An 18,663-nucleotide genomic window follows, 5' to 3' on the forward strand; every position below is an offset into this window, starting at 1 on the left:
TAAAATTTACTCTTATTCCAACTTAAATTTTCCGTTATTACAATCCAGAATTAATTTGTGCTGGAGGAAAAGTTTGTTACCAATCATTCCTTGCATTCCAGAACGCTTCATTAAGAATTTTTGAAGGTCTGATGTGCCTTCTATATGCGTAACTTCAGAGAGGTCTAAAATCACTTTGCCAAATTGTATTTTATTTTTCGCAGAAGCGGAATAAACACTCAAAGTATTTCCCCACGAATTTCCTTTTTCCATTCTTACAGCACTGTTTTTAATTCTGTATTGCTGCCAAATTTCTTTTGTCGTTATCAGTTCGTAACCACTAGTTCCAGAATCGTACAGCAGTTTTAGTTTTTCATTTTCGATATTTGATGGAATTAAAATTTTACGTTTTTTAAATTCAAAATCAGCAAAATCATCTTCTTTTGTATTTTCGATAAAGTAACATTGATTGTTTTTGAAATCTAAAATCGTAATTCGTTTTTCTAATAAATCGGTTCCAATTGTTCCGATTATATTTTCAGCTTTTGGATCATCAAAATTGATTTTTTCGCCATAATTCAAAACTTCAAAAGTATTGGATGCAACTTTCATATTTCCGATTGTAAAAGCAGTCGAAATGAAATTGTTTGCAGCATCAATTTTAATCTGATTTTGAATTTTTTGAGCAATAGATTCCAATGATTTTTTATAAAAAACCGTAACGGCAGAACCCGAATCAAATTGCATGTAAAAGGTTCGGTTTATTCCGTTCACTTTTATGGGCAAAAGCAAAGCAGAATGGGAATTTCCATCGCTCGAAATCCATTTTATGGGAATATTTTGGGCAATACCCGAAACCTTCAAATAGTTTTCTGGTGGAGTGAATTTCTTTTGAAAATAAAAATATCCTCCCAACAAGAATAAAACAATAACGACTAAAAATACGATTGCAATTTTCTTAAATACTTTCATAGTTTATTTTTTCTGCAAGATTCGGTTTTCGATTCCGATTTTCTTGCAAAAACAATACGACAGTTTTACGCCATTTTTATGACTTTTACTATAAGAATTTGTTTTTCAGTTTTATAGCTAATTCTTGTTTTTGATTTAAACTGACTCCGTTCAAAATAACAATCAGAAATTTTATGCTAAGAAAGGCAATTAAAGGAATGATGAAAAGCGGAAATTTGAAAGTAAATAAATGTTGAATAAACGGACTCACAATCATTAGAACCGAAAGAATAAGACTTAAAACAATTTGAAGGCTTACAATTTGTTTTCCTATTTCGTTGTTTAGGGAATCTTGTGTTTTATACGTTAAAATTAAAGGAAGAACAACGCTTCCAAACGGGATAATAAGTCCAGATAAAACAGAAAGGTTAATGAGTTTGGCTCTTTCGATTTGGATATTTTCCTTTTTGATAATCAGGTTTTCGGGATTGGTTTCTAGAGCTTCGGCAATTGTTTTTAAGGTAAAGCCTTTGAGAATATTCCCCGCTTCAATTCGCTGAATGGTTCGCAATGAAAGACCCGATTTTTCGGCAAGTTCGTTTTGAGTCATGTTTTTCTCTTCTCTCAAAAATTTAACTTTATTCTTCATTGTTTTAAGTTGGATGTCCAGAGACGAAATTAGGAAAAAACTTTTGATGAAATCAGTATAAAAGAACCTAGGATTATAGGCTAATTCTAAGTTTTAATAAAAAATTAAGTTTTTTACTTTAACAAAAATCACTAACTTGTTGGATAATAAATGATTTATTATCATAAAAATTCCCAGTTATGCGAGTATCCGTTGTCCGAAAAAATATAAAGTTTTTACCAGATTCAAGAAGAGTTGTTGCCCGATATTTTATGAATGGGCAAGAACGAACCCAGCAAATGGTACTTCGGATAATGATGCTGGACGAGAAACAGGTACTTCAGACTTTGGAGCAGACGCTTCGTGAATTTGCTAGGAGGCACCGAAATATTTCGGCAGTATTCTTCAGACACTGCGAAAGAATACGACCTATAATAGAAGGAATGCAGATCGATTACGAAGGGATGTCTCTAGACCGAAAAATGCTTATTGGATCGTATTGTACAATGGAGTATGCCATCGAATCTGCAGCGATTTTTAATCCGTCAATAGTAGAAGATTTTGATCAGACGGGATTAGAAGCAGGAGAAAAACGCGTTATTATTTCTTTTCGAGCAACGGGTGAAGGTCATATTTCGTCGATTGTTTTTAGAAGAGCAATTTTAGATCGTGACAATAATCTGCATATCATGAAAATAGGAAATCATATTGATCAGGCAGAAATCGAGCATAAAACGTTGTTTAATAAAGAGCGATTTTTGACCAAGCTGTATGAGATGCATACTACTGATAAATATATCGCTCAGATTATGCAGGATCTTCCCGAAGAATTTGAATTTGCTGTTCTTAAAAATACGTTGATTGAGGCTTTAAAAGATCCTTTAATTCGTGAAGAAAGAAAAGTGGCGCTAGAAGAAATTTTGTGGCTGGCCAATTCTTTTTACGATTTGCAGTTCAAACACGATTCGGATATAACGGAACGTGTCATATTTCCGATTTCTGATTCTGAAAGCCGCGGAATAGAAGATGCACGTTTTGTACGTTTTGTTGATGATGATGGTTCAGATCGTGTTATGGCAACCTATACGGCTTATAACGGACACACGATTCTGCCGAAGTTAATTTCTACCGAAGATTTTTATAGTTTTAGAGTTATGCCATTGCATGGAGAAGGCGCACAGAACAAAAATCTGGCTTTGTTTCCTCGAAAAATAAAAGGCAAATATGCAATGCTGGCCAGAATTGATGGTGTTAATAATTACATTATGTATTCTGAGCGTGTCACACAATGGAACACGCCCATTCTTTTACAAAAGCCTAAGTTTAATTGGGAATTGACTCAAATAGGAAATTGCGGTTCGCCATTATGGACAGAAGAAGGCTGGCTTGTTATCACGCATGGAGTAGGTACAATGAGACGTTACTGTATTGGTGCTTCATTATTTGATCTCGACGATCCATCAAAAGAAATAGGAAGATTGACAGAACCGTTGCTTTCTCCGTTGGAAGATGAGCGTGAGGGATATGTTCCTAATGTAGTATATTCTTGCGGGGCGATTATTCATAACAACAGTTTAATTCTGCCTTATGCCGTATCTGACTATTGCTCAACTTATGCTGTGGTAGATATGGTAGAGTTGCTGGACGCGCTTAAGAAAAGCAAATAATAACACTCTATTTGAAGTATTTAACACATAGAAACATAGTTTTTGAAAACTTAAAAAAGGCGCTTCACTAATTTAAATGTACATAGTTTAGCTATGTGTAGAAACTGGTTTCTTTGGATTTTCTTTTCAATATTAAAATATATATTTCTATGTGTTAAAAAGTATTTTTTTAATTTCGACTAATGGCTTAGACAATATTACCTTTTGTTGAGGTTTGGTATTTTCTCTGTCAGGTTTTTCCAATATCGTTTTGGCATGTGTTTGATATGAAGTTTGGTGTTTTTTCTTGATTCGATATTGACACTCTTGAAATAATTGCGCCATAGATTCTCGAAAAATTCTTCGTTTTCATCGTTGATTTCAGCTAAAAAACTAGAGGACGGATTTGATTCAAATTGCATTTCGACCGTAGAGACATTTTCAAGATCATAATAAATTCCGCACTTGCGTTTTGAATCATAAATCAGCCAGCGCTGGTCGGCGTAACGGTTTTTAAAATGTTGTTCGATAAGTGGCAAAACGTCGCAATCTGGTTCTATAATGGCATAATATAATCCGTCTTTTGTTAGTTTAAAACGAACAAAGGCTTTCATTCTATGACTTTCTTTTCCTGTTAAATGTGCTGCTTTTTTTACATTCAATACTTCGCTTCGGCTTAAATCTCCTTCAATATTGATTTTACTCGCAAAAGCATAGGCTACAAATCGGAATAAGATTTCTTCAATCTGATCCAATTCAGATAAAAAAGCAAAATAAAGATTGTTGAAGCCATGATGAGAAAGACGTTCCTGCAAACCATTCAAAACCCGATTAGCTTTTACCTCATCAGTCGTTACAGAATGTGTGTTGGAGAAAAGCAAAGTGTTTGAAATCTCTTCTTTGGCAAAAACAACATCTTTAAGTTTGTACTCGTAGATTTCAAAAATTGCTGTAAGCCAGCCTTCATAACTTCCATCATAAAGAATTTGTGTCATTTGAATTAAAATAAAGCAAGCTGGTTCGAAAAATTATTCTTGTATTTACTGTTTTGCAAATTCAAAATCTGATTTTTTATTTGAATCGGCGTCAAGTCTTTTTGTAAATAAAAAGGCGAAGAGAAAGCCAAAAAATACTTGGATCGGCTATACGAAATGCCAAGTTTCTTTAAATCATCAGGCTGTAGTTTTTTGAAAGTTCTAGCAGCAACAATCTTTTTCGCGCCCAAAAATCCTATTCCCGGAATACGTTGGATCATTTCTAAATCGGCCGTATTGATATCCACAGGAAACTGATGAAGATTTCGCAAGGCCCATCCTAATTTTGGATCAATATCCAAGTCAAGATTCGGCTGATCAAAACCAACAATTTCATTTACATTAAATCCATAATAACGAATTAGCCAATCGGCTTGGTATAAACGGTTTTCGCGAATCATAGGTACTGGAGTCCCAATTGCAGGAAGCCTGTTGTCGTAACTTATTGGTACATAACCAGAATAATAGACCCGACGCATTTTCATTTGTTCGTAAAAGTAATTGGCCATTCCAAGAATTTCCAGATCATTTTCTTTTGTTGCGCCAATTACCATTTGCGTGCTTTGTCCAGCAGGAGCAAAAAGCGGTGTTTTGTAGTTGGATTTTTTCTCTTCCTGATAACCAATAATCTCATTTTTTAGATATTGCATTGGTTTAATCACATCTTTATGATTTTTGTCTGGAGCAAGTAATTTGAGGCTTTGTTCTGTCGGCATTTCGACATTTACACTCAAACGGTCGGCGTATAATCCAGCTTCTTTTAGTAATTCTTCGCTGGCACCTGGAATTGCTTTTAGATGAATATAGCCATTAAAATTTTCTTCCAATCTTAGTTTTTTGACAATTCTAACCAGACGTTCCATCGTATAATCTGCATTGTCAAAAATTCCAGAACTAAGAAATAGACCTTCAATATAATTTCTTCTGTAAAAACCAATCGTTAAGTCTACAACTTCTTGCACGGTAAAAGCAGCCCGTTTGATGTCGTTGCTTTTTCGGCTTACACAATAAGCACAATCAAAAATGCAATGATTGGTAAGAAGGATTTTTAGAAGAGAAACACAGCGCCCGTCTTCTGTAAAAGCATGGCAGATTCCGCCTCCAGTATCTCCTAATCCCTTATTTTTATTTTTTCGCGTGCTTTGTCCCGATGAGCAAGAAACATCATATTTTGCTGCATCTGCTAAAATTGCCAATTTCTCCATCACTCTTTCCTGTACCATTTTGCTCTTTTTTAGTTGTTTTTGAAACAAAAATTCATTCTTTCAAAACTAGGAATTCATGCTAAAAAAGAAGCAAAAGAAGCTGTTCTAAATTGTATCAATTTTTTTTTGGAAGGTAATTTTTACATTAAAAAATTAATTATATTTAAGATTCAAAAAACAGGTATAAATACGGGGTTGTAAATTGTCAAAACTTTTTACATTCGCCGAAATAGAAAAACTGATTTCCCCCCTTAACATTGGTTTTTCAGATTTAGAAGTATTAGCAAATATTAGTAACAAAAGGCTAAAACAATGAAATTTGTAAAAGGACAAGATGTTTCCTACACTGCATTAAGTGGGAGATCTTACAAGGGAACCATTATCGAAAGAAAAATGGATTTTAAAAAGGGGCTTATAATAAAATCGACTTCAAAGGAGAGAGATTTTCATTATCTCATCGAAATACAGAAGAACGGCACGACCGAGAAAATTTTGTGCGCCGAAAATCATCTTAAATTATTAGAAAAGAAAAAACGTGCAGTAAAGAAAGTGGCTTAGTCGTAGAAGATAGTTTTTGATTAAATCTCTCAGAGATCAGATGCCATTTTTTAACCCGATTCTTTTTAAGCTGTTGATGATTCTAAAAACAATTTCATCAGAAAACATAAAACTCGATAGTATTTCCTTTATTTCTGCGGCTGTTTGAGGCTGTAGTTCTAGAAGGTTATTCAAATATGCTTTTGCTTTTGCATCTTCGCTGAGCAGAGATAAAGAAACGGCTTTAAGCAAAGGATCCCAAATAGTCTCTTCAAAATCCATTTTTTCTGCCCAATATAAAGACTTTTGATATTCTTTTTTATGAATGAAATAGTAACAATATCCAATGCTAATCCACCATGGATGTGCAGGATTTATATGAGTGGCATTTTCTAATAAATTAAAACCTTTTTCAAAATAACCTGCAAAAATCAGTATACAGCCTATTCCTGAAGCAATGCCTGACGAATTAGGGTTCATTTTTATGCATTGCTCTGCGGCATAAAGACAGTTGTCTTGATCTTTTCTAAAACAATGTAAAAGAGTCTGTGCGTACCAAGCCTGCTGGCAATTAGGATCAATATTTAAGGCTTTTGTGATGCAGTGACTGCTTTTTTCGATAGTTTTTTTGCAATTGTCTAATCCTAGGGCAATAGAAGCCAAATGCATTTCGCCCAGCATTGCCCATGCAATAGAATGGTTTGGGTCTATTTCTACGGCTTCAGTTAAATTAGAAAGGGCGGTAGCGTAATTTTCAATAGAAAAGGAACATTGGTATTCGTGGTAACTGCAGACTGCCTTTGAAACGCTTGAGTGGTTTGAAATTTTAGATGATGAAGTTTTTACCATTTCTTTAAAAATAGTACCATAATAACCGCCCATAGTAGAAACGATATCCTTTACGATTTCATTTTGAATTCTAATGCCATCCTCTATAGTAGCTGGAGTAAATACTTTAGTCGAAATAAATTTCCCTGAAGATGAGCTTATTAGGCTGACTCTTATGTGCAGTTTGTTATCGATAATTTGAATGTGTCCTGTAATAAGAAAATCTGCTCCAATCATATTGGCCGCTTCTAGAACATTTTCGTTAATTTTTGAAAGGACATCAGAAGGGAAATGAGCTATTACAGATATATCTTGAAAACGGGAAAGTTCTGCACTGATCTCCTCAGAAAGTATTTGCGAAAAAGCTTCTAAATCTGGTCGATGGACCATTGTTTTAAAAGGAAAAACGGTAATTAATGGATTGGTTTTACTAATACTGATAGAGAGATCAGTAGGTCTCATTTTATTATTATGAATAAATTCTGGAACGTAACCGCCTTTTGGGACATGAATGATAACCGAATTGCCTTTTCCATCGGTAGAATAATATTCAGTAAGTAATTTTCTTAATCGTCCTGCATGAATGCGAACCATGGCATCATCATGCGGATTAAAATGGGAGGGTCTACTTAAAGCATTTACAGCTATAGAATATTCTTTGATAAACTGCTGTCTTTCATCTATAGTCTCGGTGACAATATAGCGAAGAAAATTGCTTAAAAGAGTGGAGTTCTTAAAAGAATAAAACTTTAAAACATTTTCCAGCTCATTATAGATTTTATCCGAGGGGATTTTTTTTATAGACTCCATAATAAATTATTTGAAAATTATTAATGTCAAAAAAAAGTCACTTAGGCGTATAAAATGTTAAAGACCAATTACTTATGAAGATATAAATTTATGAAAATTTTTAACATGTTAGTATTATTTATCTGATATTTTTAACGGTTAAATGTAACGGTTAATAACCCTAGTCGTGCTATTGTATTAGTTATATTTGTTTGATAATTAGGTAAAAGCTGTGTTTTGTTTCTTTTTTTAAACAAAAAAGACTGTAATGTATAGGTGTTAAAATTTTTGCATTCCCGTATTAAGAGCTTTTAGGATCAGATAAAAGCTTTTGAGGTGAATAAAAATTCGTACTGAGAAATATCCATTTTTTAAAATAAAATGACTTTTATTTTAAGCCAGGACTGCAAAAATCAGATTAAAAGTTGTATCCCACAATAAACAAACTATAATCATTATGAAAAAAAGATTTTTGCAGATCGCAACGATGAGGTGTCGTGTCCTCATAATTTTTTTTCTTCTTTCAGCATTTGTTCGAGCTCAAGACGAAGGGAATAAAAGCATGGAAATCTACGGTTTTATTATGACCGATATTGGTTATAATTTTAATCAGATACAATCAGATTGGTACGATGTAGTAAGGCCCACAAAATTGCCTGCTTTTAAAGACGAATACGGACCAGATGGCAGTTACTACGCTTCTGTGCGCCAGACCAGATTAGGTTTCAAAAATTACTTTGATACAGGAATTGGCGAATTAAAAACTCATTTTGAATTCGAATTGTTCGGTACGGGTGTCGATGCTGGACAAACTACTTTTCGTTTGCGTCATGCTTATGCCGAATTAGGAAAATTTGGAGCTGGACAAACTTGGAGCCCATTTATGGATATTGGCGTATTTCCGAATTCATTAGAGTATTGGGGGCCAACAGGAATGGTATTCTTCCGTAATATTCAAATTCGTTATATGCCCATTCAAGGTGATACCCGTTTAACTATCGCATTAGAAAGACCTGGAGCAAGTGCCGATCAGGGAGATTATGCAAATCGTGTGGAACTGCAAGGCGTAAAAGCGCGATTTCCGTTGCCAGACCTTTCGGCAGAATATCACGTTGGCACAAAATGGGGTTATGTGGAGTTGGCAGGTATCTTAAGAAAAATTGAATGGAAAGATCTGAATAATGATCAGTATGATTTATCTGGAGAGGCTGTAGGATGGGGACTTAATTTAAGCACCAACATCAACTTTAGTAAAAATGATGTTTTTAGAGGACAGGTGGTATACGGAGAAGGAATACAAAACTACATGAACGATGCTCCTGTGGATATAGGTATCGAAAACAATTTTGGTAATGCGGTAACTCCTGTAAAAGGTGTTGCGCTTCCTTTAGTGGGGGTTGTAGCTTTTTTAGATCATACTTGGAGTGATAAATTTAGTACTGCAATTGGATATTCTATGATTGATATCGACAACTCTGATGGACAAATAGATGAGGCGTTTAAAAAGGGACAATACGCTCTTGTAAATGTCTTGTATACTCCTGTAAAAAATTGCACAGTTGGAGCAGAATTTCAGTGGGGTGACCGCGAAAATTTTAATGATGGATGGAGTACTTCAATAAACAAATTACAGTTTTCTTTTAAATATAATTTCTCACAATCATTTTATAAAAGAAACCAGTAAAAGCTTTTGTTTTTAATTAATAAAAAAAGAAAATATGTGTAAAACTGTACAATACCTGCTATTGTTCGGATTGTCTTTAGGCATTCTTAATGCTCAAACCCGAACTGAAAAAGATCTTCTAGGAGAAAAACAAATCCCAGCAAATGCTTACTACGGTGTGCAAACTGCACGTGCGTTAGAAAATTTTCAGATCAGTAGCTTGACTACGCAATCTTATCCTGACTATGTAAAAGCTTTTGCAATGGTTAAACTAGCTGCGGCACGTGCCAATGCTGATGTAGGCCGACTTAAAAAAGACAGGCTTGCTGCTATAGAAAAAGCTTGTCAAGCAGTAATTGACGGCAAATATCACGATCAGTTTTTGGTCGATTTGTATCAAGGTGGTGCCGGTACTTCTGCCAATATGAATGTGAACGAAGTTTTGGCCAATATCGCGCTAGAACTAAGCGGTCATAAAAAAGGCGAATATCAATTTATTGAACCTCACGATGATCTTAATATGGGGCAATCAACAAACGATGTGTATCCAACAGCTATAAAAGTAGCATTACTGCTCCATAACGACAAACTGCTTAAAGAGGCCGATCTTTTGGCGAAAGCTTTCCATAAAAAAGGTGATGAATTTAAAGACATCCTAAAAATAGGAAGAACTGAAGGACAAGATGCTGTACCAATGACGGTAGGTCAGGAATTTCATGCTTTTGGGAATCAACTTGATGCGGAGATTAGCGCTTTAAAAAAATCGGAGGCTTATCTATGCGAACAAAATATGGGGGCTACTGCTATCGGGACAGGAATTACTGCTTCTCCAGGTTATGCTGAGAAAGTAGCGGCACATCTGGCAAAAATTACAGGAAAACCAATCGTAATGAGCAAAGATCTTATTGCCGCAACAACTAGCCAGCAAGGGTTTGTAATGTATTCTTCTACACTTAAGAGCATGGCAGTTGCTTTGGCAAAAATAAGCAGCGATTTGATCATTTTGGCTTCTGGTCCTCGTACTGGTTTTTTCGAGATCAATTTGCCTGCACTTCAGCCAGGATCTTCAATTATGCCAGGAAAAGTAAATCCGGTTATGCCAGAGTTGATGAACCAATTGTGTTTTAAAGTAATGGGAAATGACCTTACCGTAACGGTTGCCGCACAATCTGGTTTATTGCAATTAAATGCTTTTGAGCCTGTTCAGGCTATTGCCATGATGGAATCGCAAGGATTGTTTTTTAAAGCAATGCCGTTATTTAGAAAAAACTGTATCGATGGCATTACGGTAAATAAAGATGTTTTAGCGCATTACATGGATAGAAGTGTAGGTGTTGTAACGGCTCTGAATCCTGTTTTGGGTTATGAAAAAACAACCGAACTGGCCAAAGAAGCACTCGCAACCAACAAAGGAATTTTAGAACTTATACGCGAAAAGAAATTGCTGACAGAAGATCAAATTAAGAAACTTCTGGATCCAGCAACTTTAACGGGCCAAAAATAATTCTCAATCTAAAACTACAAAATGATGAAATTCAATATCAACTTTTACAAAAAAATACTTTTACTGCTGATACTGTCATTAAATATCAGCATGTTCGGACAGGCTAAACCTAAAGTTCTAATATTGGCAACAGGAGGAACAATTGCTGGTTCTGCTAAAACGGGAGTACAATCTGGATACACTTCGGGACAGGTTACTATTGATGCGATGGTAAATGCCATTCCAGATGCTTTAAAAGTGGCAGATATAAAAGGCGAGCAAATTGCGAATGTGGGATCTCAGGATATGTCATTTGAAATTATGCTGAAGGTAGCTAATCGAATTAATGAATTGGCCAATAGCAATGATGTAGACGGTTTTGTAATTACACACGGAACCGATACGATGGAAGAAACGGCCTATTTTTTAAATCTAACTACAAAAACAGATAAACCAGTAGTGCTTGTAGGATCAATGCGCCCGTCAACAGCCATTAGTGCAGACGGACCTTTAAATCTTTATAATGCTATTGAAGTAGCTGGCGATCCTAAAGCAAGAGGACGCGGAGTGCTTTTGGTAATGAATGATTGGATTCATTCTGCACAATCGTTAACAAAAGTGAGTACAACGGCCGTTCAGACTTTTATGTCTCCGCTTCGAGGACTTATCGGTATTACTTCTTACGGAACAAATGATTTCTTTAATTACCCTAGTCAAAAATTTGGGAAAAACTCAGAATTTGATGTGAAAGGCGTTAGCTCTTTTCCTCGTGTAGATATTATTTATGCCGATGCCGATATGAAACCAGATTTAATTGATGCTTCGATAGAACGCGGTGCTAAAGGAATTGTAATTGCTGGAGTAGGAAACGGAAATATGAATAAAGCTTCTCTAGATGCTTGCGCAAGAGCCAGCAAAAAAGGAATTATCGTAGTTCGAAGCACGCGCGTTGCGACTGGACTTGTAAGCCGTAATGTAGAATGCAATGATGATGAACTTGGACTTATTGCCTCATACGCTTTGAATCCGCAGAAATCTAGAATTTTATTATCAGTAGCATTGCTGAAACAGAGAAGTTTGGCAGAACTCCAAAAGATATTTGAAGAATATTAAAAAGGCCTGTGTTTACGAACAATTTTTTGAACCTGTTTGTAAAATGAAATAATCTTATAACAATTTGAAAATTTAATAGGTATGAAAAATAAAATAATTACAAGAGCGGTTCTCGCAGGGTTTTGTGTTTTATTGGTTTCCTGCAATACAAAAAAAGACGAAAATGTTGTAATTGACTTAAAACAAGTCAAGAAAGAAATTCAGGCAAAAGAAAATGAATATGCTGCAACATACAATGCTGGCCAGCTAAAAGAGATTGGTTACTATGCAGATGATGCCATAACTTTTTATCAAAATAGGCCACCCATTATTGGTAAAGATGCCAGATATGAATTTTTAGAATCAGATTTGGCTAATAATACGAATATAATATCTTTTGAAACCAAAGAAGTTTTTGTTTCTAAGGATGGTAATATGGTTGTAGAAGTAGGATACTACAAAGTAACAGATTCTACTAACACTCCAGTTAATACTGGAAACTATATGAGCCTTTTTGAAAAAAGAGATGGCAAATATGTATGCTTAAGAGACATGAGTGCATCTGATGGATTGACAGAATAAAAATAACATTGAAATACTCCCAATTTAGTTTGGAGTACCGCTTAGCTAAACTTTAGCAAGTAATTAAAAACTATAAAATTAAGATTATGAAAAAAATAATATTTATACTGTCACTAGCTTTTGGATTGAATGTCACGGCCCAGAGCTCTGTTGATGAAATTAAACTCATCCAAGACCTTTACGGAAAATCTAAAGCAGAAGTGGTTAAAGAATATTTGGGCTTGACCGATGTACAGGCAGCTGCATTTCAGCCTATTTACGACAAATACGAAACAGAACGCAAAGCCTTAAGTCAGAAGAAGATTCAAATTCTAGAAGATTATGCGAAGAATTATGCCAATTTGAGTGACGCTAAAGCGACAGAATTAACCTCATCGAATTTAAAGTACAATCAAGAAGCTGAAAAACTGCTTGCGAAAACCCATTCTAAACTGGTAAAACCAATTGGCGGAATCAATGCTGCAAAATTTGTACAGCTTGAGCAGTATTTGCAAGTAACCATACGAGCAGAAATTCAAGATGCAATTCCTTTTATTGGCGAATTGGATAAAACTAAAAAACACTAGACGATTTCTGGGTACAGATTAGAAAGTATAGAAAGAATCATTTTCTACTCTTCTTATTAATATTTTATACTCTTACTATGATAAAGATATTTACAAAATATTTGACAGTCGCATTAATGATGTCTGCCCAGTTGATTTTTTGTCAAGCTGAAAATGATGGCCCAGAACTTGGGCTTCCAGGAGACAATCTTGATTTATATGCCGTGATGTCCCTGTTTCAGAAATCAAAAACTATTGAAGAATTTGAGAAAAACCTGAATCTGGAGAAAACAGGAATCAATAATCTGGATTTGAATCTGGATAAAAAAGTAGACTTTATAAAAGTAGTCACAAAGAAAAACGGAAATTCGTTTACTTTTATTCTTCAAGTTGCTGTAAACAAGAACGAAAATCAAGACGTTGCTGTTATTTTGGTTGATAAAGATAAAAACGGAAAGGTAAAAATGCAGATTGTAGGCGATGAGCTGCTGTACGGAAAAGATTATGTCATTGAACCAGTAGCTAAATCCGCACCAGCAAAAACAGCAAACCCAGCTTATGCAGGAGATGATCCCGTACAAAGCGCGCCAGCCGTAACGGCAGTTGTGGTAGAAACGGTGCCCATTGTACAATATGTATATTCACCGGCTTATGTGCCGTATTATCCACCTTATTATTATGGGTTTTATCCGCCTTACTTCGCCGCTTTTACCGTAATGGCGGTCGGAATTTATCGTCACAACCATTATTACCATCATCATGGTTATCATGGCGGTCATTATCATGGCGGACATAATAACGTATACATTAATAACAGAAACAATTTTAATAATTACAATAATAATAGATCAAGATCTAACACAGTACGAGACAATTCTACCAATAACAGATACAATACCAATCGAGGTAATTCGCGCCCTTCTGCAAGCACACGACCATCGACAGGAACAGGAAATACCAATGCATCTGGAAGAACACGCCAGAGTGCATCTCCAAGTGCAGGAACTTCGAATCTTAATAGAGGAAGTTCTTCAAACTCCAATTTTAATAGAGGCGGAGGAGCTTCGTCAAGACCAAGCGCTGGACAAATGGGAGGTGGTTCTCGTGGCGGAGGCGGCTTTGGCGGCGGAGGTGGCGGAAGAAGACGATAAACGGCGTTTTTTATAATGTTTCATCAGAAAAAATGCGTAAGTCCTTTTGGGTTTACGCATTTTTGGTTTTTATATCGATGAGGTAATGTTTAAAAATAGACAAGATTCTTCCAACTATTCATTCCGTAGGAATGTTTCGTTGGTAGATTTTAAATATGAACCATGATTATACGTTCCGTAGGAACGTTTGATTAATTGAACGTATTTTTTATTTCCCTAAAATCAGCTGTCCCTACAGGACACAATGCAAAACTATATTATTTTTTTTCTACCGACGAGATATTCCTAACGGAATATTCAATAATGTTAAGTTAGATTTTCTGCCACAAAGTTTTTGCAATATGTTTTTATTAGCTCTCGTACGCTTCTAAACTGCTCCATGATTTCAGAATCAGTTCCTATTGCTTTTGCAGGATCGGGAAAATTGTAATGAAATTTGGCTGCTTTCGTTGGAAAAAAAGGACATCGTTCTTTAGCATTGTCGCAAACCGTAATCACAAAATCAAAATCGATATGGGTATATTCATCAATATTGTTCGAAGTATGATTTGAAATGTCTATTCCATCTTCTTTCATTATCGAAATAGCTTTTGGATTAACGCCATGAGTTTCTACACCCGCGCTGTAAACCTCAGCTTTATTTTCTGCAAAAAATTTCATGTAGCCTTCGGCAATCTGGCTTCTGCAGCTATTTCCTGTACAAAGTATTAGTATTTTCTTTTTCATAATTAAACAAATAACCAAATGATATTTATGATGCAGAATTTGGGTTCAAAACCGAAAATAAGCTGCAGTAAAATAACAGATGAGGTTATTACAATTGGTTTCTTGTATTTAAAGATTTGTTCTTTCATTTTTTAGCAACATCCTGAATTTGGAGTGCAGCATGAAGCATTATCATTGGTTAATTGAGTAAGATTGATCTTTTGTTTTTCAGCTGGAATACCGCAAGCATCTTGGGCTAAACAAGCTGTTGTTTTGTTTTTTAGGACAAAAGTTTTTCCGTTAAATTCTAAATCATATTTTCCAATTGTGGTGCTTTGGTATTCTACTTCAATTTCGAAGTCTTCGATGTTTAGCTTATCTTCAGATAATTGAATGATGTGCAATAGTTTATTTGGTTTTAGACGATGCTCAAAATCATTGGCATCCCAAAGCTGAAAGTTTACTGCTTTTTCATTTCTGATTACTCCGCCGCAATCAATAAAATTTTTGGTAATTACCCCAACTTCTGTCACATGAAAATGTTCTGGCACAAAAGTTCCGTTTTCTAATTGAAATTCAACATTGTCTAATGTTGGTAAAATCTGTTTTATTTCTGATAATTTCATCTTATTTTTATTTATTTGTTAATTGCAATATTGCGATATAGTTGCTCAAAAAAAATGTTTTAGCAACATTTTGATTTTGAAATGGTTTGTGTGATGTTTAAAAAATAGGAGTTTAAAATATCAATTGTTTTTTCATCAATACAATAGCAAATTGCATTTCCAGAAATATTTCCTTTAATGATTCTAGCATTTTTCAACTCTTTTAGATGCTGAGAAACGGTAGGCTGGGCAAGAGGCAGTTCGTTTACAATATCGCCGCAAATACATTCATTCACTTGCAGCAAATATTCGATTATGGCAATTCTTGCAGGATGTCCTAATGCTTTAGCAATTGTAGCAATTTGATTTTGTGCGTCTGTAAAATGTTCTGTTTTAGTTGCTCCCATAATTATTATATTAATATTGCAATATTACGATATAGTTTTTAAATGATGAAACTTTTCAGAGATTAATTTAAAATAAAAAGCTCCAGATTTCTCTGAAGCCTTAATTTTATTGATACTAGTATTTATTTAACTTCAACCGCTTCAGGAAATTTCCATGAGCCATTAAGTATTTCTTTATGCGGACGATATAGTCTAACCCAATAATTCCAGCCTGGAGCGACAGGAATACAATTTGGTGTTTTTCCGTCACAGCCTCCAAACTGTATAGTGATCGATCCGTCAGCATCTTTTTTCGCTGTAATATTATTTAAGGTATACATGTTAAGATCGTTTTTCTCAAAATAGCCTTCTTTATTGTATACACTTATAGACCAAAATCCATCAACAGGAACATTTTTAACTTTAAGTTTATAGACTGTTTTTCCGTCATTTTTTTTAGGATAAACAGAAAGATAAAGTGCATCTTTTTCTGGATTTCCGCCCCATCCTGTTGCGCTTCCTAATAAATGGCGTGTTTCATCAACTTTACCTTTTAAGCCAAACATTCCTTTTGTATCAGATAATTTTTTAGAAACGCCAATTAAAGAATCTCTAACTTTTTTTTGACTCACTAGATCCCAATTTGGAACCGAAAAAGTTCCTTTATCTTTTTGGCTAATTTTAATTGCATCTTGCAATGCTGTAACTTTCGGTAAATCATTAGGATCGTTAGGATCAATAAAAGTTCTTATTCCTAACATCAGATAGCGTGTTCCGATTTTTTCCTTTGTAAAAGTAAAAGTTCCGGGAGCGTAATACGTTTCAGAATATTGATCTTCATCGATAGTCTGCATCGACATAAAACGTTTCCCTGGATCTGGTAGTGTAACGGTTATTGGTCCAGCATCGAGATCATAAACTCCAGAAGAATACAATACATCTCGGTTAGCACGAATTACAGCTTGTTTGTCAATTGGCATTAAAGTTCTATAATGATGTATATTACCAATACCACCAGCATCTTTAACCGAAGTCGTAAAGTAAAGATCTGTTTCTGCGCGGTTAAAGTTTGATGCAGTAACCTTAACACTGTTTTTTTGTGCCACTGAATCCGTATTTACAGCCGTTGAATCTTTTAATGCTGAAGAATCGGTTTCTGATTTGTCATTATTCTGTTTGCAGGAAGAAATCAGTAATGATATCGTAACTAGAAATATTCCTGATAGTAATTTGTAATTTTTCATATTATTTGAAATTAAAATTAGAAAAATGGTTATGATTTTATTTCTGAAATTATGATTTTCATTTTACAATTTCTGGAAGAGGCATTTTCCAAATATTATTAATAACGTTTGGCTGCGGACCGTAAATTCTCATCACAAACATGAATTTTTCGTCTTTAGGAGTCGGAAGCCAATTGCTTTCTTTGTCTTTTCCAGGAGAGCTTTTTTGTAAATAAATGATCAAATCTCCGTTAGGTTCATATTTTAATCCTTTTGTTTTATTGCCAATAGAATATCTGTTAATTGGGTTTGGAATCAGAAAACGTTTAGGAAGATTATACATGGTGATGCTCCAAAAATATTTGGCTTCAGGCAGTTGATCTTTAGTAAATTTTAAAACATAATTATTATTGCCTAAAAGCGGCTGATTATTTTTATCGACACTGCTTCCGGTATAAACTGCTTCTTCTTTAGTGTTTCCATAAATTCCGGCAGCTGCGGCAATTGCACGGTTCAGAAAATTGTTTTTAAGTTCTGCGCGTGTACCAAAAAGGCTTCCCGCATCTTTGACATTATCTATTTTAGATTCCAGTTCTTGTTTGGCTTCAGCAATTCCTTTTTCAATTGCTTTTATCGTTTCAGGCGAGTATTTTGAACTGTCAAAAGGTTGTCCAGGCACAATTCCAATTTTAGCAAAACGTTTTCTTAGTTCTTTTTCGCTGCTATCTTCGTTTGCGTATTGTAATAAAGCATTTAGCGCACTAATAAATTGAAGCGAGTTGTAATCGCTTTCTTTCCAGACTGGCAAAGGCAGATTGTATTTTTTTACAGGAGGAGCAGGCTGTTTTGTATATTCATGCAGCGGAATTAATTTATACTGCGCCTGTATTTTTTTAAGATTTGATACATCTGCAGGATCATGTAACTGGGTACGGCCTACGACAAATATTAAATTGGTTTCAGAATGTAAAACCTTATCAATGCCTTTAGGAGTTTCTCCTTTCCAATCTGGTCCTGCAATGAGATATTTACCTGCATTATTGCCAGTTGCTCGCGATCCTACATATTCAAAATTAAAAGTGTAGAGGTCTACAAACTGCATTACATAATATCGATCGTTTTCTATTTTTGGCACTTGAAGAATAACCGGCTCGTCTGAAACATTAATCGCTGCCATTGAGTACGGAGTATCGTTATTTATGGTTACTATTAAAGTATCTGCGGGAGTTGCACTGGTAGCTACGCTTTTGAATTTGTTAAATCCAGAGTATTCTTTAGCTTCCTTGTTGATTGCGCTAGAGTAAATGGTTTTGTAATTGTAAAATATGGGATAGCCATATATCCAAGCTTCTTTTGCAATAGCAGTTATGGAGTCAGTAGACAATGCATTTGCTGTTTCTTGATTATCTTTTGATGGTTCTTTCTTGCAGGCAGTTACTGCTAAAAGAGTTACGATAAAAAAAGCGGTTAAATTTTTCATAATCGGGAGGTTTTATTTCATGTAAGATTTTTTCCTGATTTTTAAAATTAGAGTTTAAAAGAAAAACTATGCTTTTTTGAATGGTAAATATGGTTGCAAATTATAAGTTGCAACCATTTTGAAATAGTAGAAGTTAGAAATACCAGTATGT

18 protein-coding genes are annotated in these 18,663 nt (G+C 34.8%); 8 read left to right on the forward strand and 10 right to left on the reverse strand.

What is annotated here, in order from left to right; genetic code table 11:
* Positions 1–12: 12 nt before the first annotated feature.
* Together SOM12_RS06965 and SOM12_RS06970 are read right to left on the reverse strand one after the other, a co-directional pair.
* Positions 13–951, reverse strand: coding sequence for a hypothetical protein (locus SOM12_RS06965; RefSeq protein WP_320492874.1), 939 nt, complete (start codon positions 949–951; stop codon positions 13–15).
* Positions 952–1,039: 88 nt separating this feature from the next.
* Positions 1,040–1,579, reverse strand: a complete 540-nt coding sequence (locus SOM12_RS06970) for a helix-turn-helix domain-containing protein (RefSeq protein ID WP_320492875.1) — start codon at positions 1,577–1,579, stop codon at positions 1,040–1,042.
* A 179-nt stretch (positions 1,580–1,758) separates the two neighbouring features.
* Here SOM12_RS06970 and SOM12_RS06975 point away from each other — a divergent pair, with 179 nt between their 5' ends.
* Entirely contained in the window at positions 1,759–3,225 is a 1,467-nt protein-coding gene (locus SOM12_RS06975) for a glycoside hydrolase family 130 protein (RefSeq protein ID WP_095928677.1), read from the forward strand.
* A gap of 197 nt (positions 3,226–3,422) precedes the next feature.
* On the opposite strand, the gene SOM12_RS06980 is transcribed toward SOM12_RS06975, so the two are convergent.
* The gene (locus SOM12_RS06980) at positions 3,423–4,199 is read right to left on the reverse strand and encodes a TIGR03915 family putative DNA repair protein (protein ID WP_320492876.1); all 777 of its coding nucleotides are present in this window, start codon (positions 4,197–4,199) and stop codon (positions 3,423–3,425) included.
* Positions 4,200–4,204: 5 nt separating this feature from the next.
* Positions 4,205–5,461 carry a putative DNA modification/repair radical SAM protein gene (locus tag SOM12_RS06985; protein ID WP_320492877.1) on the reverse strand — a complete coding sequence of 419 codons (1,257 nt, stop codon included), beginning with the start codon at positions 5,459–5,461 and terminating at the stop codon, positions 4,205–4,207.
* A gap of 294 nt (positions 5,462–5,755) precedes the next feature.
* Between SOM12_RS06985 and SOM12_RS06990 the strand changes: the two genes are divergently transcribed.
* On the forward strand, positions 5,756–6,001 hold the full coding sequence (locus SOM12_RS06990) for a hypothetical protein (protein WP_248729563.1): 246 nt from the start codon (positions 5,756–5,758) through the stop codon (positions 5,999–6,001).
* A 36-nt stretch (positions 6,002–6,037) separates the two neighbouring features.
* Here the strand turns inward: SOM12_RS06990 and SOM12_RS06995 are convergent, their stop codons facing one another.
* Entirely contained in the window at positions 6,038–7,618 is a 1,581-nt protein-coding gene (locus SOM12_RS06995) for a hypothetical protein (RefSeq protein WP_320492878.1), read from the reverse strand.
* A 436-nt stretch (positions 7,619–8,054) separates the two neighbouring features.
* Here SOM12_RS06995 and SOM12_RS07000 point away from each other — a divergent pair, with 436 nt between their 5' ends.
* The 6 genes from SOM12_RS07000 to SOM12_RS07025 all read left to right on the forward strand — a co-directional run bounded on the left by SOM12_RS07000 (position 8,055) and on the right by SOM12_RS07025 (position 14,113).
* On the forward strand, positions 8,055–9,281 hold the full coding sequence (locus SOM12_RS07000) for a DcaP family trimeric outer membrane transporter (protein ID WP_320492879.1): 1,227 nt from the start codon (positions 8,055–8,057) through the stop codon (positions 9,279–9,281).
* A gap of 34 nt (positions 9,282–9,315) precedes the next feature.
* Positions 9,316–10,764 (forward strand): aspartate ammonia-lyase, encoded by a 1,449-nt coding sequence (locus SOM12_RS07005; protein WP_320492880.1) that lies wholly within the window; start codon positions 9,316–9,318, stop codon positions 10,762–10,764.
* 21 nt (positions 10,765–10,785) lie between these two features.
* Positions 10,786–11,856, forward strand: a complete 1,071-nt coding sequence (locus tag SOM12_RS07010) for a type II asparaginase (RefSeq protein ID WP_320492881.1) — start codon at positions 10,786–10,788, stop codon at positions 11,854–11,856.
* An 81-nt stretch (positions 11,857–11,937) separates the two neighbouring features.
* Positions 11,938–12,417, forward strand: a complete 480-nt coding sequence (locus tag SOM12_RS07015; protein WP_095928684.1) for a YybH family protein — start codon at positions 11,938–11,940, stop codon at positions 12,415–12,417.
* Positions 12,418–12,503: 86 nt separating this feature from the next.
* Positions 12,504–12,983 (forward strand): hypothetical protein, encoded by a 480-nt coding sequence (locus tag SOM12_RS07020; RefSeq protein WP_095928685.1) that lies wholly within the window; start codon positions 12,504–12,506, stop codon positions 12,981–12,983.
* Between the two features lie 77 nt (positions 12,984–13,060).
* Complete coding sequence (locus SOM12_RS07025; RefSeq protein WP_320492882.1) at positions 13,061–14,113, forward strand: hypothetical protein; 1,053 nt, start codon at positions 13,061–13,063, stop codon at positions 14,111–14,113.
* Between the two features lie 306 nt (positions 14,114–14,419).
* Here the strand turns inward: SOM12_RS07025 and SOM12_RS07030 are convergent, their stop codons facing one another.
* The 5 genes from SOM12_RS07030 to SOM12_RS07050 all read right to left on the reverse strand — a co-directional run bounded on the left by SOM12_RS07030 (position 14,420) and on the right by SOM12_RS07050 (position 18,512).
* Positions 14,420–14,839: an arsenate reductase ArsC gene (locus tag SOM12_RS07030; protein ID WP_320492883.1), complete on the reverse strand. Its 420-nt coding sequence runs from the start codon at positions 14,837–14,839 to the stop codon at positions 14,420–14,422.
* 131 nt (positions 14,840–14,970) lie between these two features.
* Complete coding sequence (locus tag SOM12_RS07035) at positions 14,971–15,444, reverse strand: DUF6428 family protein (RefSeq protein ID WP_320492884.1); 474 nt, start codon at positions 15,442–15,444, stop codon at positions 14,971–14,973.
* Between the two features lie 59 nt (positions 15,445–15,503).
* Positions 15,504–15,830: a metalloregulator ArsR/SmtB family transcription factor gene (locus SOM12_RS07040; protein WP_320492885.1), complete on the reverse strand. Its 327-nt coding sequence runs from the start codon at positions 15,828–15,830 to the stop codon at positions 15,504–15,506.
* Between the two features lie 122 nt (positions 15,831–15,952).
* Complete coding sequence (locus SOM12_RS07045) at positions 15,953–17,053, reverse strand: DUF1254 domain-containing protein (RefSeq protein ID WP_320492886.1); 1,101 nt, start codon at positions 17,051–17,053, stop codon at positions 15,953–15,955.
* Between the two features lie 58 nt (positions 17,054–17,111).
* On the reverse strand, positions 17,112–18,512 hold the full coding sequence (locus tag SOM12_RS07050; protein ID WP_320492887.1) for a DUF1254 domain-containing protein: 1,401 nt from the start codon (positions 18,510–18,512) through the stop codon (positions 17,112–17,114).
* Between the last annotated feature and the right edge of the window lie 151 nt (positions 18,513–18,663).

The organism is Flavobacterium sp. CFBP9031 (assembly GCF_034044945.1).
GTDB lineage: Bacteria > Bacteroidota > Bacteroidia > Flavobacteriales > Flavobacteriaceae > Flavobacterium.